The following is a 12,968-nucleotide window of genomic DNA, read 5'->3' as shown; positions in this document are numbered from 1 at the left end:
TGCATTATATTCACTGAAAAGAGCACCTATCACGATCTGTTCACATCTTTTGGAATTTGAAAGGTTATTGTTAAAAGGAAATAAAGGGGTGATGTATGTGACTAACTTTGTTCATAAGACGGTAAATGGCTTGAAAAGTCTTTTAGACGAAAAAGGAGCCATTCAATTGTTTTGTTCTGAAGGGGATATCATGGAGTTCCTTGTTACATTTTCACAGGACAAAGCAACCCTTAACGACATTCAAAGCTTTGAAGCTAAACATCAGATTACCCTTCCAGAGGATTATCAGAAGTTTATTACACTGCATAATGGTGCGAAAATCTTTCAGATACTTGCTGATGGGGAGAATATAGGTGGAGGACTTTATTTATTTAGCCTTGAAGAGATTGAAGAGGAGTTAAAATATGAGGATTTGTTTGAAGGCATCAATGGTATTCCAATTGGTCACTTATTAGAAGGGTGCCATTTGATGATCGACAAAGATAAATTGGATAAAGGGGATCCCAACTATCTTTTTATATTAGAAATAGGGGAATATACACCATTAAATTTAAATTTCGAGATATTTCTAGATCGGTATATAGAATCCAATGGGGCAACTTTTTGGGAATGGTGCTACTATACCGCAGAAAATTATTATAGAACACGATCGCACGATGTATAAGACAGTCAGTTCTGGCTGTCTTTTTTTGTTATTCAAGCAAATAATTGTGGTGAAATTTACATAGAGTAGGCTTGAAAGGAGAATGAAATGAAGGTATTTGAAGCTGATTCATTGCTCTCTGAAGCGGATAAAAGAGCCAAAGAGTACAAGGGACTAAGGTCACAAATGGTGAAGCTAAGAAAAACATTTAAAGCTGTAGCTGATATGATAGTTTGCGAATCGCAAAATTCAAGGCGTAGTCCTAAATTCAACTATTGAGTAGGTGTTGTTTTTAAAACGAAAAGTGAGGATTGTAAATGAAGATTGTTAGCCAAGAAATTCAAGATTTGTCCATTAAATCTTTAGAGTCAACTTTTAGTAAACTTTCAAATGCTTATAAAAGCACGACAGAAAAAGGTTCAAACACAACTGTTGTCAAAAAGAGACTAAACGCTGTAAAAATTGGTTTAGAAATCCTAAAAGGTACCTGGAACTATGGTTTCCTTTTATTTTTGCGTATTTATCAACATTAAAATTTGACATAACCTTATTAAATGATTTGAGGGATTGTCGATATTTAACATGTGTAAAAATGGAAAAGGTAATACAATTATAAAAAGCTCTGAGAGGATTGTGATTATCTGTGATGAATGTAAACTCAAGCGATCTTATTTATGATCCGAAATTCTTAGCATTTTGCAGTTTGGCTACAGAAGGGTATGGAGGGGATAATCCTACTCCTTCATCAATTAGTTTTAGTGAATTCTGTGAAAAACTTGAGAAAAATGAAGTAGTTAAACCCGAGAACAAAAAAAGCTCACTTGACCTAAATAAGTCTTTAGATTATTGGAAATCAAGATTTAATCCGGGAGGTAATCTCTCTGCATTAGATTCACAGGTATTAGATATTATCAAAAAAGCTTACAACATAGGCATGGTTAACAAAAATAATATGTTGTTGCGAAACGAAGCTATTAATGCTTATAAAAATTCAATTTAAATATGAAACAGTGCCCAGCTCAATAAGTGCTGGGCGTTTTACTTATTGAGATTATTTTCTTGCAAATATTCTTGATGCTCTTTCTCAAGCTTAACAATATCATCTTTGAATATATAGATCTTATATTTTTCCTTGGCTTCTCTAGACAGATTATCTTTTAAATATTCACGAAGTTTTGCTTCACTTTTGGTTTGATCCATGCCTATTGTAATTGCCGGATCTGTTATTCCAATTTCAAAACTAAATAACCCAAATTCATCCCAAGCACTTTCTAAAACTTCTTCAGGTGCTTTTTTGTTTGCTTCGATTAAAGTAATACCCGATATAATCAAAATAGGAACTAAAATCAAAAATCCAATTAACCTCTTCTTCATTCACCATCTCACTCTCCCTTGTCGATAAGAATCTCTCCTTTATAAATACTACGTATATCATTATTGACCTTTATATTTTATTACCAACATTTACATCGAACTTTTGTTCCTATTTATATTGAATGAAGAACATTTGTTCTGTTAATATTAGATCAATAAAGGAGTGAGTCGATATGCTTAGGGATCGAGGAACAATCAATGGACATCAATGATGCTAGAACATTTAATACAGCTTAAACAAGATTTGATTGATGGATCAAAAATTGAGATGATGGACGTTCTCGTTTCTGAAGCACTTAAATTTTGAAATTCAAACTTTACAACTATGGATTTGTTTGAAAATGCCGCCGGAAGAGTTCATTACATTAATTTTGAACAACACAAGCTTCACGTTAAAGATCAACATAACAACACAGTATATATAACAAGGAGTTACATACAATGATTGATTACTCACAATTTCTACGTAAGAATATACTTTGTGTTTTATACTTCTGTATCGGCTGTTGTAAGAAATATGGAGAGACAGGTAAGTGTAGTATTAGCCGCATCTCCTGCACTTAAAAAAGATTTGGAATCAAAACAGGATCGAGACTATTTGAGATACCTGAAGATCCAAGAATATACATTGTAAATCCACAAATGAAGCTTTTCATCAGAGTTTCAACTGAGATTACAAAGCTGTTTTACAGATTTGTTCCTGAAAAATGTGTCCACACGTATTCAATTGATTAATCTTTTTTAGATGCAGGAAAAGAGAATCCTGAAGAAATGGCCAAAGCAATCCAAAGCAGCATGTGGAGAGAATTTGGTTTGATGTGCACAGTTGGAATTGGTGACAATATGTTGCTTAGTAAGCTTGCGCTTGACCTGGAGAGTAAGAAAACAAAGAGTGGTATTGCACGTTGGAGATATGAAGATGTGCCAAATAAACTCTGGAAGGTTCACTGTCTAAAATATGGGGAATAGGAGGGAGGATGGAAAGAAACCTGAATCGGATGGGAATATCAACTGTAGGCCAGTTAGCTAAATTTCCTTTAGAGCTGCTTGAAAAGAAGTTCGGAATAATGGGAAACCAGTTGTACTATCATGCGCATGGAATTGATTTATCAGAAATAGGTGCTCAGTTGATGCAAGGTCAGATTAGTTTTGATAAGAGTCAGATTTTACTGAGGGATTATACAAGGAGAGAAGAGATTAAGGCTGTTCTTTTGGAAATTTGTGAGGAAGTCGCAAGAAGGGCATGTACACATAATAAAGTTGGTCGAACGATCAGCCTTGGAATTGGTTACAGTAAAGATGAGCTTGGTGGTGGATTTCATCGATCCAAAACAATTGATTTTCCCACAAATATCACGATGGATATTTATAAGTGTTGCTTGATGTTCTTTAATAAGTTTTACTCGGGCAAAACAGTGAGAAGTATCTCAGTTACGTTTGCAGGTACAGCGCTTCACAGAGCTGGGTTGACTGGTGGACATAAATCATAAAATAAAAGCCCACTCAAGTGTATGAGTAGGGCTAAATTAATTAATCAACCTTTTTTAACCTCCGACAGGCCTTTCAGCTACCTGGATGTTAGATGGTGAATCTGTACTCAATTGCGTTAAAGCTACTCCACTTAAAATCACAGCTAAAATAGATACGCAAAGCACAAGTTTTTTCATAAGATTCCCTCCACCTGATTCATTTTCTGTTCAGCCCAAATTTTCGCATTGAAAAAGCTCGTTGCTTCTTCAAAAGCACCTATTGATTCAAACCTTTTTGCAGCTATGTAGGACAATTCATCTACACTTTCAAGTTCATTTTGTTGCTTTAAAAACTCAATATTACTAATACAATTATTGAAATTATTTTTTAATTCACCACAATAAAGGTTGTATAAGATGCTAATTTTGGCTTCGTATACTTTATTCTCCATTAATATGAGTCTTTCCTGTGCTTTATTGTAAAAATTAATGGCTTTCATTTTTTCGTCAATTTTAAAGAGTTCTTTAATTATCATGAATAAAGAATTTATATAATAAATTGAATGTAACCAAGATTCATTTCCTATTGCTTTTTCAAGAGATTCGATGCATTTATCAGGTTTATTCCAATCAGAATAAACGATGCTAAGATTGTGAAATAATTGAGCTTTCAAAAATTCATCTTTTGTTTCTTTTGCAATATCAATTGCTTCTAAGTAATATTTTTCTGCTTCCTCAAATCGTTTCATATCAGCATAGTTCGCAGCTGCAATCATTGTTGATGTAGCAAGTTTGCATTTGTAATCAGGGTGTCGCTTATATATCGAAATTGCATTTTTTATATAATGTTGTGCCACAATGCTTTGTTTAACAAGAGTGTATAAGTAAGAGACTTTAGAGTAAAATTCAGCTGCTTCAATTTCGTCTGGAATTTCTGCAAGCTTTTTCTCAGCTAATCCATATAAGTTAATTGCTCGATCATAGTTTTTGTTGTATGCCTCATACATTGCTTCAAATAGATAAAAGTTGTATTCTAATTTATCATTTGTTTTTTTAATGAAGTTTTGATTGTCTTCAGTAAAATAGGTGTGCTTTTGCAAAGGTTCTCCTCGTGAGGAATGTAGCAACATTTTATGTCTTTCTTCTAATAAACTATAATACGCAAGAACTTCTTGATCTTCTTCCATTTCATCAAAAAGTTTCTTTATCTCTGAATAATATTTTATTGACTCATCAACCTTTTGCTTTTTTATAGCAATGTACCAGTCATTCAGTGTAGTAGCGACAACTTCTGAAGCGATCTTACTCATCCAAACCCCTCTTTCTGAAAATTTCAAAAATCTCTCGAAAACAATCATAACATAGTCATTGAAAAAATTGTAAAAGGATGTAAAGTTTTCTGCAATTTTTTCATTACGAAAAAAACACCCTCCTCAATTAAGAGAAGGGGAGGGGGTTTATCATAATCCATTGCTTGTTCACTATCAGAAATACCTTGAGTTGTTGGGTCAACAATGATTCCCATTGCAGTTAAAAAAGTTAGAAGTGCATTAAATATCTCTGTTAAATCGTCACCAATTACAGTCAAGTCGTATATCGTACACGAATAACATGCTTATCGTAAAAATTTATAATGAGCTAAAAAAGACAGTAAACATAAGGATTTTTGATACTTTAATTAGTGAATAGGGGGTAAACGATCGTAAAACATAAGCGGGAGTAGGGGAAAGTGGTTGTTTTAAGGAGATATTGATAAAAAAAGGAAAATTTTTAGAAGGAAAAACGTTGATACTATAGGCTTTTACGATAACGATTATGATGTGAAAAAAGACGATCTAATGTAAAATTAGGAAAATGAAAATTTGGAAAGGGTGTGGAAATGGAAGTGCATGGGTACTTTTGAGTATTTGGATGTTAATAGACCCCCACATTTTGGTAGTTAAATCCCTATATAATAAGTCTTATACTGCTTTTTAGTAACAAATATTGGATTTCGAGTTTTTTTCGGCTGTCTCACAAATTCGAATGAAAATCAAGGGCAAAATTAAAAAAATGAATAATTAAGAGGGTGTATAAGGCTTAATATTATTAATCGTTACCGTAACAGCAAAAAATGAATCGAAGACTTATTTTTATGCAAATTGGCGAATATCAATAACGTCTTAGTCATAATACTTAATAACCTAAAGCAAAGGCTGAATTTATGAAAGGGTTATTTTAGATGGGTACATATAATAGAAGAAACTCGTCACAGATAAATCATTTAGATGGACGGTGAGGAACTTAAATAAGCTGCAGAAGGAAGATATGAAGTTGTTCTAATACCTGCTCATTTACAATTATGGCTTTCAATCAGGGGCACTGATACCCAAAAGATTAAAGACATGCTCATAATTGTTTCGTTTATACTCTCTGAATCCAAATCTTAAGTACATCTTATGTAACACCTTATCAATGTCGCAATCCGTAATGACATTATGCTCTTCAATCTTTCCTTTAAAATAAGTATCCATTAGGTGTTTATTATAGTACAACCGCTTGCTAATCTGTTCTTTTGCGGTGATCATTTCATTTGAAAAGAAGTCGCAGCAAATGGATGTCACGATATCCGCTCATGATACAAAATGCAGACGTCAGACTTTAAAAAGTAAACACGCTCACCGATATTTCTATGTAGAGCTCTAGCCTTATCAAACAGTTCTTCCGTAAGACATCGAAGGACATAAGACTGAGTATATTTGTATCAAATGGTGAGCTCATAGATAGTCCTAGATCCTTTAAACCAGAATTTTCAAAAGGAGCTTTTCTTGGAGCTTTTCTTGAAGAAGAAAAGACAGAGATAGTGAGTATATTAGAAGGTATCAAACGACGATTTGATCCGATTAGAAACAAGAAGATACTCAAGCAAAAAACGTTCTCTGTCATTAAGCAGCAATCTCTGTCATTAAGCAGCAATCTAAATTCCTCCATTATTAAATTTCTGTATGCAATTAATTTAATGAAAAAGATGGTCAGCAACTCCTCTCCAAAAGTTACTAACCGAGTCAAAACCTCAACGTACCTTTAAGACCTAAAGGTGATATAAGCTTTCCATTATTAATTATAAGTACTACTCGTGAATCAGGAAATATTGTAAGTAACTCATTTAACAACAACAAAAGGATTAAGCAGCTTGAAGAATAAAAGAAAGCAGCTGCTTTTAATAATGAATTTGAAAACGGAACAAGAGTAAGGGTTAGGTTCGAAGATCAACATATAAAAACGTTTGAGAAAGAACAAAAGGAAGTCTGTGGAGTAGGAGAATGGATTCTGAAGAATGCTGCTGCTACTGAATTGCAAAAGGAAGTGGATCGTTTGGAAAAGACATATTTCAAGAAGAAAGAGTTGTTAGACACTATTAGACAAGCTGATGAAGTCTAAATAAAAGCTGCATTTTAATGTGATTAAAAGGGAGTGAGAATAATAAAGGAATCAAAACATGGAATGAGTCAATATCGCTTAAATAGAGCAAAAAGTTATGCCCAGTCATTTCTAGAAACAGTATCAAAGATTGAATTTATGTACCAACTTTCTCTTCAAAAGTTGGTTGATCCAGACATTACAGAAACCTATATTGCTAGGAATATTAAAGAAATTGATAGGGAATGGGAGGACTTTAAAAGTTATATTGAGCAGCAGGAGGACATGAGGGAATTAGATTAAAAGTAAAAGAGAAGAGGAGGTTAAAAAAATGAACTTGCTAAAAGAAATAACAGTATTTGATTTAAATAAAATCAAACCTAGCACAAAGGTTAAGGTAACTTGGTACAAGGGATCAGAGATGGAGTACATACATCATGGCGAAGTCATCATCAATAATGGGGAAAAGTTCTTCTATAATTACGTTGATAAAGAAGAAAATGTAGGTCACTGTCATGTAAACGCACTTGATTTAAAAAACTATCCAGACAGTTTAACTGTTGAAATTAAATCAAAATAAAATTGAAGTCCAGATCAAATACATATGAATAATCGATCCAGAAATAAGGGAAATTAACCAAAAAAATATGAGGAACTCTCCATGAGACGATTTATTTTGGTTATATCCTTATTGGCTGCTGCTGTTGCCTATCCAATTCAAGTAAAAGCAAGTACAATGCCTTGTAGTGTAATAATGGAACCTGTTGATCAGAGCCTTAGAAATGTAAAAGGCGTGGCATTAATTTATAAGGTGCAATTAAATCCGCCTAGTGCTCCAAGAACCAATATAAGTATTCTTGCTGTTCATCTTCCGGAACCATCTTCATATGGAAATTACGATACCTACGAAGGTTTTGCTTCTAAACCAGGTGAGATTAGTTGGCGATTTAAACTTTATCCTACACCTGAAGACAGTCCTAGTTGGGCTGGAAGGATTGACTCAATTACAGCCGAAATGAAGAATGTTAAAGTTCAAGTGCGTCTTTCTAATGCTAGAACAGAAAAGTTGGGACCAAGTGTATTAACGAATAAGGTTCAATCTTGTGACTAGATGTTACTTGAAGCACAACGGTGCAATACAAACCTTGATTGGATTGAAGTGAATGATTAAATCAATTATTTTGCCTGAAGATAATATAAAAATAACTGTCAGAAAGTCAGTGAGTGAAGAATCAAATACAAAGGTAGTCGCAATTTATGACTATAGAGATGAACCAGAGGAGGCTTTTTGGATACACTTGTCTGATGGCAGCGAAATGTTTGTTGATGATCATAATGTCTTTGTTGTTTATGAGTAGCACTACACTTGATAAAAAGACTGTTTTAAAGAGAGGGAGATGTATTAATGGGGATGTATACAAAATTGGTATGTGCTTTTGAACTATGTTTAAAAGGATTACTTTAACCAGATAGAGCTGGCAAACTATGAATTTAAAAAGGGAGCTAGATGCCCCCCCATTTTGATCTTATATTCGTACACCTTCATAGTGGCCAATCCAATTTCCTTCCGAGACTTTTGTAATACCTTTTAAATACCAGCGGATACCGTCTTTTTCAAAGGTATTGGCAAAAATACCAGTAGTACTAGGTAGATCCCATTTGATAGCTTGAGCTTTAAAATCATCACTTGCAACATTTACTATTTCCTTATCGGGACTAGTACTTGCAGCGAACGCTGGAGATGCTGAAACAAGTAAACCTACAGATAATGCAACACCTGTTATTACTTTTTTGTAACTCATGTAAATCCCCCATTCTTATAATTTTTTCTTACAATTACATTATATGGATTTATCTGTTGGGGAAATAGCGAAATTACTCCCATATATATGGAAATTGTGTGTCGGTTAATGTCGTGATAGAGGAGAGGGCAAATGGAGAGATGGATTATAGGATGAAATCATAAAAAAAATAAAGAATAAAAATAAAATAAGTGGAGGTTTTTCAGGTGATAAAGAGGAATCTGCTTAGTAACCACGTTGATGAGATTATCGGAGAATATTACGGTTCTAAAGGATATTCAGTTAAGAGTATTGATCGTCAAGAAAACGGTCAACTTATTGTTGTTACTCAGCGAGTAACAGAGGAAAGGGAACCAGAGAAAGTTGATTTAGCATTTGATTTCATACATAAAAGACCGCATAGAAAGAAGCATTTAGCATAAAAAAGGCAAAGAGCTATAACTCTTTACCATTAGTCGATTTCCTTAACCGATTCGCAATGTACTTCATTACATTTACTGCAATCGTTACCAATGCAATAATTAATGCTATTTCAAATAAGAGGGTATATCTAAAATTCACATTAAGCTTTTCAAAGTAATCGCTGGTAAATGAGAGCAGTTGATAAACTCCTAGCATCAAAAGAATAAAGGTAACTCCTAAAATAACAAGTGACTTTTTAGAATAATCCTTAGCATGTTCAAAATTATAAATCATTATTGATACCAATAACAAAGCCGTAGCAATCTTATGCGATAGCGATTCATCGGCCGAAAAAGTTTGCACTAGTATGCTGATAATTAATCCAACAATTCCGATTGTTTTATTCAAGGCAACACCCACTTGTATATAAAAAGTTAAGTATGAGTTTACCAATTAAAGGGGATTTTCTCAAGATGGTGCATATTAAAGTTAAATTAAAATCGTGGTTTTATCATTAAATTAATGAATACATATGAAGTGGATAGTTAATGAGTGGAAAAGTGCAAAATCAAGAAACTTTAACTATTAAAGAGGTGAGACAAGTATTTTTCAAAAGAAGAGGAATGACATGTACAGGAAGATTTTCGATATGGTTAACGGTAGTGAAGAGCAATCAAAAATAACTGATTGGCTATATAAATTAATGATTGAGGATGAAAATTCACTTTACAAAATCGACATTAAAGTTTCGAAAAGGAGGATTTCTGAACAAGGAGATATTTATAGAGAGGAGGGAGAATACATAGAGAACGCAGATCTTCAAACTTTACCAATCGGGACAAAATCCTTTGTGCAAAACGGTTGTTGGAAGGGTGAAATTGTTTCTAATGAAAAGAAACATTTATATATGCCACAGATTGGAGAGATGAGGGAAATCAAAGTTGGATCAACTGGGTTGAATATAGAGATTGAATAAAAGATAGTTTTTAACTAAAAATAAGATAAGGGACTAGTCGCCCCTCATTTATTATTGTCCTAAGTAAACAGTCTCTGTATATTCAACTCTAACTCTAAGATCAGATTGCTGTTTCCAATTAGTTGCAGTCAAGGTTCCGTACCAACCATTCTCTGCATATTGAATCGTATAAGGGATACTACGGGATTCTTCTTGGGTGTAGTATCTCACGACAGTCATTTCCATTTGATCTCCTTGGATTCGGATAGCATCATGACTTTTAACAGAGGTAGCAGGTGTAGCATAAGCGGTAGCAGCGGAAATAAATAAAGACGTTAATAAGAGGGAACTTGTAATAACCTTTTTAATTTTCAATAAAATTATCTCCTGATTTTTTAATGAAATACACTGTAATTATATGTAAATAGATTAGTGTATCCAAGTTACAATTATACTGTATTTTAAGTGGAGGGTATTAAGAAGAGATTATAAAATAGTTATTCTATTTAAAAGCAGTGAGTGAACAGATGAACTTTCAACGAGAGTACTTAGGATATTACATACATAATACTGCTGACATGCTCTGGTTGTGGTATGACTATGACACTGAGATCTTTGACAGGTCATTACCATATACGGTAGCAACTCCAGATGATGAAACTGCTGTAATTCAAACTCGGTTTCCATACACAATCTGGTCATATAATAATGCACAAAAACTGTTAAAAGATATTTATTGGATCGCTAAAGCTCATGAAGTATCTGCAGAAGAAATGTTTCAAGCAAAAATGAGTGAAGAATGAGTGAAGTTAGAGGAAGAAGTAGTTCACAAAATCGGATTGATTTGTTTTTAGAATTAGATAAAAAAGGACAATTCAAATTTATAAAAGACATGAGCAATTAATTCACTAAAGTTCTTATTCGATAGCAACTAATTGATCCATGTACTAAATTTTTACTCGGATTTTAAAAGCTAGGCTCTAAGGAGTTATGTAACGGAGAGATTACACTCTCCAGGATTCGAAGGAAGGTATGCGGAGTTTACCGTGCTTAGTCTTAAATTTATGCTTAACCTTACATAAAATAGGCTCAAAAAATACATATTCTTCAGATTCAGACTTTACTTGTTTCATAGAGTGGACTTCACCACCTCCTTTATCGTTAAGAACCTTAACATCGAATAATTTCACTTGAGGAGATATTCCTTGAACTGTTTGTTTATTTAAAGGAGCCATAATAACACCCGCTATGGCTGTATCATGGCCTAAAGAATCTTTTGTAGTGGAATTGTTTTTTATAGCATCATATGAGGTTATTGAACTATTTTCAAAAATAGACAGAGAGCTATTAATCCCACTATCTAATACAGCTACCTTTATAGGACTCTTTGGAGAATAAAGTTTAACTTCTTTACTTGGGAACACAATACATAGTCCCCAGCTTGTTTTGCAGTCATCATTTGACAAGGTAGCTAGAGAATACTTACCAGTGTAACCTTTTTAAGGAGATTAGCACAAGAAAAGTAACAAATAACTTTTTCATTTAATAACCTCTTTCTGCTACTTTTTTAACTATTTTTCATTTAGGTAAATAATACTTTTTTCTATATATAAGTAAAGAGGGAAAGGATAAATTTCGAATATTAAAATTTCTAAATATAGAAAGGTTGAATTTACAAGAGAATGCACGTAGTCGTTTTATGTTCATATATTAAGAAAGAAAGCGTACCAGCATCTGAAGTTAGGAAGCTTTTTTTGTTATGGCATCTAATTAAGTAAACAACAATTTCACACAGAATGGAGAGATTAAAGTGTCATCTAAAAAAGACGTTACCCGGGAGAATGGTTAGGCAATGAAACAAAAACTTGGAAAGGAGAATGTACTGAAACGCCCATGGAATTTTTAAAAATGTTGAGGGGGCGTTCAAGCGGGCAAAAAATCACCTTTTTTCATGAAGCTTTTATTATTAAAACTATATTAAAGAAACTATGAAGTGGCTAGCATCTGCAATGGACGGAAGAGGGAAAGGAACAAAGGACATTATTTTCTGTATAAAACAGCAGTTTTAATTAGATAAGATCACGCTGTATAATAAAGGAAACGGTAAGGTGGGGGGGTGTCTGAAAATCTTAAACTTTAAATTTGATAATTCTTTCTTTGAATTACATACAGCGTTTACTATTAATTTGGACCTTCTAACTGATAATGATATCCAGATGGATATGCTCATGAGGAGTAAAGCGATACTCAAAACAGTTGGCTTTACAAATTTCTTAATCCAAGATACATACTTTATAGTTGAAGATAGCAACTCAGTTTATTGTACATATCACTTTCAAGTTCAATTAAAATCATTTTGAAATGCATCCAGGTGTAGAAAAAGGAAAATGGAAATCAAGTTATTCTTAGTGATATAGCAAGGTACAAAGGCTAAATATAACATGGACTTGATTCTAAACGAAGAGAGATGTGAGCAATGGTAAATATCTTAACTAATATCTTGAAAAGTGACAGATTGGATGAATATCCATTATTTCAAAAGTTCTGCTCCCTCAAAGAAAAAGGGTTACGTAAGGAATCCTTTAAAGCATTATCTTCTTTTATTGATGAAGCAAAGACGTGGGATAATAATGCCCAACAGAAGTTTGCATGTTGGCTATTTGATTTATTTGAAACATCAGATGATATTCACCATGTACTCGTTCATCCTTTGGAAGAGGAACTTTTAAAGCCTTTACTTGAGGGATGGATGAAGAGTAATCCGGAAGATCCAAGGCCATATAGGTGGTATGGCGTGTTTTTAAATACTGAAAACGTGTCGATTACTTACACAATGCGCTTAGACTTGGTGGCAGCAATGAACAATTATCCTTATTAACGCTAATCGATATAAATTTGAACGCACTTTGGTATTCATTTCATCA

At 33.4% G+C, this 12,968-nt stretch carries 18 protein-coding genes and 7 pseudogenes; 15 read left to right on the top strand and 10 right to left on the bottom strand.

The genetic code is table 11. The features are described 5' to 3' along the window. The first annotated feature begins 97 nt into the window (after window positions 1-97). From MKY50_RS10590 to MKY50_RS10575, 4 genes and pseudogenes are all read left to right on the top strand, one after another. Window positions 98-664 carry an SMI1/KNR4 family protein gene (locus MKY50_RS10590; RefSeq protein ID WP_029727192.1) on the top strand — a complete coding sequence of 189 codons (567 nt, stop codon included), beginning with the start codon at window positions 98-100 and terminating at the stop codon, window positions 662-664. Window positions 665-751: 87 nt separating this feature from the next. Next, window positions 752-871 (top strand): annotated as a pseudogene (locus MKY50_RS10585) (hypothetical protein); the annotation flags it as partial. Window positions 872-960: 89 nt separating this feature from the next. Continuing rightward, a pseudogene (locus tag MKY50_RS10580) lies at window positions 961-1,143 on the top strand (hypothetical protein); the annotation flags it as partial. Between the two features lie 146 nt (window positions 1,144-1,289). Beyond that, the gene (locus MKY50_RS10575) at window positions 1,290-1,643 is read left to right on the top strand and encodes a hypothetical protein (RefSeq protein WP_250622286.1); all 354 of its coding nucleotides are present in this window, start codon (window positions 1,290-1,292) and stop codon (window positions 1,641-1,643) included. Window positions 1,644-1,681: 38 nt separating this feature from the next. Here MKY50_RS10575 and MKY50_RS10570 read toward each other — a convergent pair whose 3' ends face one another. Beyond that, a complete protein-coding gene (locus MKY50_RS10570) occupies window positions 1,682-2,017 on the bottom strand; it encodes a hypothetical protein (RefSeq protein WP_264098984.1) in 336 nt (111 codons plus the stop codon). A gap of 208 nt (window positions 2,018-2,225) precedes the next feature. Here MKY50_RS10570 and MKY50_RS10565 point away from each other — a divergent pair. Together MKY50_RS10565 and MKY50_RS10560 are read left to right on the top strand one after the other, a co-directional pair. Further along, window positions 2,226-2,462 (top strand): annotated as a pseudogene (locus tag MKY50_RS10565) (YolD-like family protein). After that, a pseudogene (locus MKY50_RS10560) lies at window positions 2,459-3,507 on the top strand (Y-family DNA polymerase). The pseudogenes MKY50_RS10565 and MKY50_RS10560 overlap by 4 nt, the downstream one beginning before the upstream one ends. A 54-nt stretch (window positions 3,508-3,561) precedes the next feature. On the opposite strand, the gene phrK reads toward MKY50_RS10560, so the two are convergent. The 4 genes from phrK to MKY50_RS10540 form a co-directional block, all read right to left on the bottom strand. Continuing rightward, the gene (gene phrK, locus MKY50_RS10555; RefSeq protein ID WP_004399440.1) at window positions 3,562-3,684 is read right to left on the bottom strand and encodes a phosphatase RapK inhibitor PhrK; all 123 of its coding nucleotides are present in this window, start codon (window positions 3,682-3,684) and stop codon (window positions 3,562-3,564) included. Next, complete coding sequence (rapK, locus tag MKY50_RS10550; protein ID WP_033884009.1) at window positions 3,681-4,796, bottom strand: response regulator aspartate phosphatase RapK; 1,116 nt, start codon at window positions 4,794-4,796, stop codon at window positions 3,681-3,683. Before rapK ends, phrK begins: the two co-directional genes overlap by 4 nt. Before the next feature lie 44 nt (window positions 4,797-4,840). Beyond that, window positions 4,841-5,083, bottom strand: a complete 243-nt coding sequence (locus tag MKY50_RS10545) for a phage holin (RefSeq protein ID WP_341117309.1) — start codon at window positions 5,081-5,083, stop codon at window positions 4,841-4,843. Between the two features lie 751 nt (window positions 5,084-5,834). Next, the gene (locus MKY50_RS10540) at window positions 5,835-5,999 is read right to left on the bottom strand and encodes a hypothetical protein (protein WP_341116637.1); all 165 of its coding nucleotides are present in this window, start codon (window positions 5,997-5,999) and stop codon (window positions 5,835-5,837) included. Between the two features lie 670 nt (window positions 6,000-6,669). Between MKY50_RS10540 and MKY50_RS10535 the strand changes: the two are divergent. The 5 genes and pseudogenes from MKY50_RS10535 to MKY50_RS10515 form a co-directional block, all read left to right on the top strand. Continuing rightward, window positions 6,670-6,906 (top strand): annotated as a pseudogene (locus MKY50_RS10535) (hypothetical protein); the annotation flags it as partial. A 33-nt stretch (window positions 6,907-6,939) separates the two neighbouring features. Continuing rightward, a complete protein-coding gene (locus MKY50_RS10530) occupies window positions 6,940-7,188 on the top strand; it encodes a hypothetical protein (RefSeq protein WP_174222940.1) in 249 nt (82 codons plus the stop codon). Between the two features lie 28 nt (window positions 7,189-7,216). Continuing rightward, window positions 7,217-7,465: a hypothetical protein gene (locus tag MKY50_RS10525; protein ID WP_033884007.1), complete on the top strand. Its 249-nt coding sequence runs from the start codon at window positions 7,217-7,219 to the stop codon at window positions 7,463-7,465. Window positions 7,466-7,546: 81 nt separating this feature from the next. Beyond that, the gene (locus MKY50_RS10520) at window positions 7,547-7,996 is read left to right on the top strand and encodes a hypothetical protein (RefSeq protein WP_033884006.1); all 450 of its coding nucleotides are present in this window, start codon (window positions 7,547-7,549) and stop codon (window positions 7,994-7,996) included. Window positions 7,997-8,048: 52 nt separating this feature from the next. Then, the gene (locus MKY50_RS10515; protein WP_033884004.1) at window positions 8,049-8,243 is read left to right on the top strand and encodes a hypothetical protein; all 195 of its coding nucleotides are present in this window, start codon (window positions 8,049-8,051) and stop codon (window positions 8,241-8,243) included. 168 nt (window positions 8,244-8,411) lie between these two features. Here the strand turns inward: MKY50_RS10515 and MKY50_RS10510 are convergent, their stop codons facing one another. Further along, entirely contained in the window at window positions 8,412-8,687 is a 276-nt protein-coding gene (locus MKY50_RS10510; RefSeq protein WP_033884003.1) for an LCI fold-containing protein, read from the bottom strand. Window positions 8,688-8,893: 206 nt separating this feature from the next. On the opposite strand from MKY50_RS10510, the gene MKY50_RS10505 reads away from it, so the two are divergent. Then, window positions 8,894-9,109 (top strand): hypothetical protein, encoded by a 216-nt coding sequence (locus tag MKY50_RS10505; RefSeq protein WP_080529412.1) that lies wholly within the window; start codon window positions 8,894-8,896, stop codon window positions 9,107-9,109. 13 nt (window positions 9,110-9,122) lie between these two features. Here the strand turns inward: MKY50_RS10505 and MKY50_RS10500 are convergent, their stop codons facing one another. After that, window positions 9,123-9,497 (bottom strand): YoqO family protein, encoded by a 375-nt coding sequence (locus MKY50_RS10500; protein ID WP_033884000.1) that lies wholly within the window; start codon window positions 9,495-9,497, stop codon window positions 9,123-9,125. 220 nt (window positions 9,498-9,717) lie between these two features. On the opposite strand from MKY50_RS10500, the gene MKY50_RS10495 reads away from it, so the two are divergent. Further along, the gene (locus MKY50_RS10495) at window positions 9,718-10,065 is read left to right on the top strand and encodes a hypothetical protein (RefSeq protein ID WP_004399296.1); all 348 of its coding nucleotides are present in this window, start codon (window positions 9,718-9,720) and stop codon (window positions 10,063-10,065) included. A 51-nt stretch (window positions 10,066-10,116) separates the two neighbouring features. On the opposite strand, the gene MKY50_RS10490 is transcribed toward MKY50_RS10495, so the two are convergent. Then, window positions 10,117-10,419 (bottom strand): hypothetical protein, encoded by a 303-nt coding sequence (locus tag MKY50_RS10490; RefSeq protein WP_341116628.1) that lies wholly within the window; start codon window positions 10,417-10,419, stop codon window positions 10,117-10,119. 152 nt (window positions 10,420-10,571) lie between these two features. On the opposite strand from MKY50_RS10490, the gene MKY50_RS10485 reads away from it, so the two are divergent. After that, window positions 10,572-10,847, top strand: a complete 276-nt coding sequence (locus MKY50_RS10485) for a hypothetical protein (RefSeq protein ID WP_225722012.1) — start codon at window positions 10,572-10,574, stop codon at window positions 10,845-10,847. A 201-nt stretch (window positions 10,848-11,048) separates the two neighbouring features. Here MKY50_RS10485 and MKY50_RS10480 read toward each other — a convergent pair. Both MKY50_RS10480 and MKY50_RS10475 read right to left on the bottom strand, forming a co-directional pair. Beyond that, a pseudogene (locus tag MKY50_RS10480) lies at window positions 11,049-11,183 on the bottom strand (ATP-dependent DNA ligase); the annotation flags it as partial. 48 nt (window positions 11,184-11,231) lie between these two features. Further along, window positions 11,232-11,468, bottom strand: a pseudogene (locus MKY50_RS10475) (S8 family serine peptidase); the annotation flags it as partial. Window positions 11,469-12,520: 1,052 nt separating this feature from the next. On the opposite strand from MKY50_RS10475, the gene MKY50_RS10470 reads away from it, so the two are divergent. Continuing rightward, window positions 12,521-12,922 (top strand): hypothetical protein, encoded by a 402-nt coding sequence (locus MKY50_RS10470; RefSeq protein ID WP_341116626.1) that lies wholly within the window; start codon window positions 12,521-12,523, stop codon window positions 12,920-12,922. The last annotated feature ends 46 nt before the right edge of the window (window positions 12,923-12,968 follow it).

Origin of the sequence: Bacillus sp. FSL R7-0685 (assembly GCF_038002425.1) — a bacterium.
Taxonomy (GTDB): domain Bacteria; phylum Bacillota; class Bacilli; order Bacillales; family Bacillaceae; genus Bacillus; species Bacillus subtilis.
Note: the sequence above shows the minus strand (reverse complement) of the source record. Positions and strands in the feature narration are given on the sequence as shown.

Coding starts and splice junctions, on each gene's coding strand:
- MKY50_RS10485 (WP_225722012.1), top strand. CDS start 10,572: ATGAACTTTCAACGAGAGTACTTAGGATATTACATACATAATACTGCT.
- MKY50_RS10525 (WP_033884007.1), top strand. CDS start 7,217: ATGAACTTGCTAAAAGAAATAACAGTATTTGATTTAAATAAAATCAAA.
- MKY50_RS10515 (WP_033884004.1), top strand. CDS start 8,049: ATGATTAAATCAATTATTTTGCCTGAAGATAATATAAAAATAACTGTC.
- MKY50_RS10510 (WP_033884003.1), bottom strand. CDS start 8,687: ATGAGTTACAAAAAAGTAATAACAGGTGTTGCATTATCTGTAGGTTTA.
- MKY50_RS10575 (WP_250622286.1), top strand. CDS start 1,290: ATGAATGTAAACTCAAGCGATCTTATTTATGATCCGAAATTCTTAGCA.
- MKY50_RS10540 (WP_341116637.1), bottom strand. CDS start 5,999: ATGGATACTTATTTTAAAGGAAAGATTGAAGAGCATAATGTCATTACG.
- phrK (WP_004399440.1), bottom strand. CDS start 3,684: ATGAAAAAACTTGTGCTTTGCGTATCTATTTTAGCTGTGATTTTAAGT.
- MKY50_RS10495 (WP_004399296.1), top strand. CDS start 9,718: ATGTACAGGAAGATTTTCGATATGGTTAACGGTAGTGAAGAGCAATCA.
- MKY50_RS10520 (WP_033884006.1), top strand. CDS start 7,547: ATGAGACGATTTATTTTGGTTATATCCTTATTGGCTGCTGCTGTTGCC.
- MKY50_RS10470 (WP_341116626.1), top strand. CDS start 12,521: ATGGTAAATATCTTAACTAATATCTTGAAAAGTGACAGATTGGATGAA.
- rapK (WP_033884009.1), bottom strand. CDS start 4,796: ATGAGTAAGATCGCTTCAGAAGTTGTCGCTACTACACTGAATGACTGG.
- MKY50_RS10570 (WP_264098984.1), bottom strand. CDS start 2,017: ATGAAGAAGAGGTTAATTGGATTTTTGATTTTAGTTCCTATTTTGATT.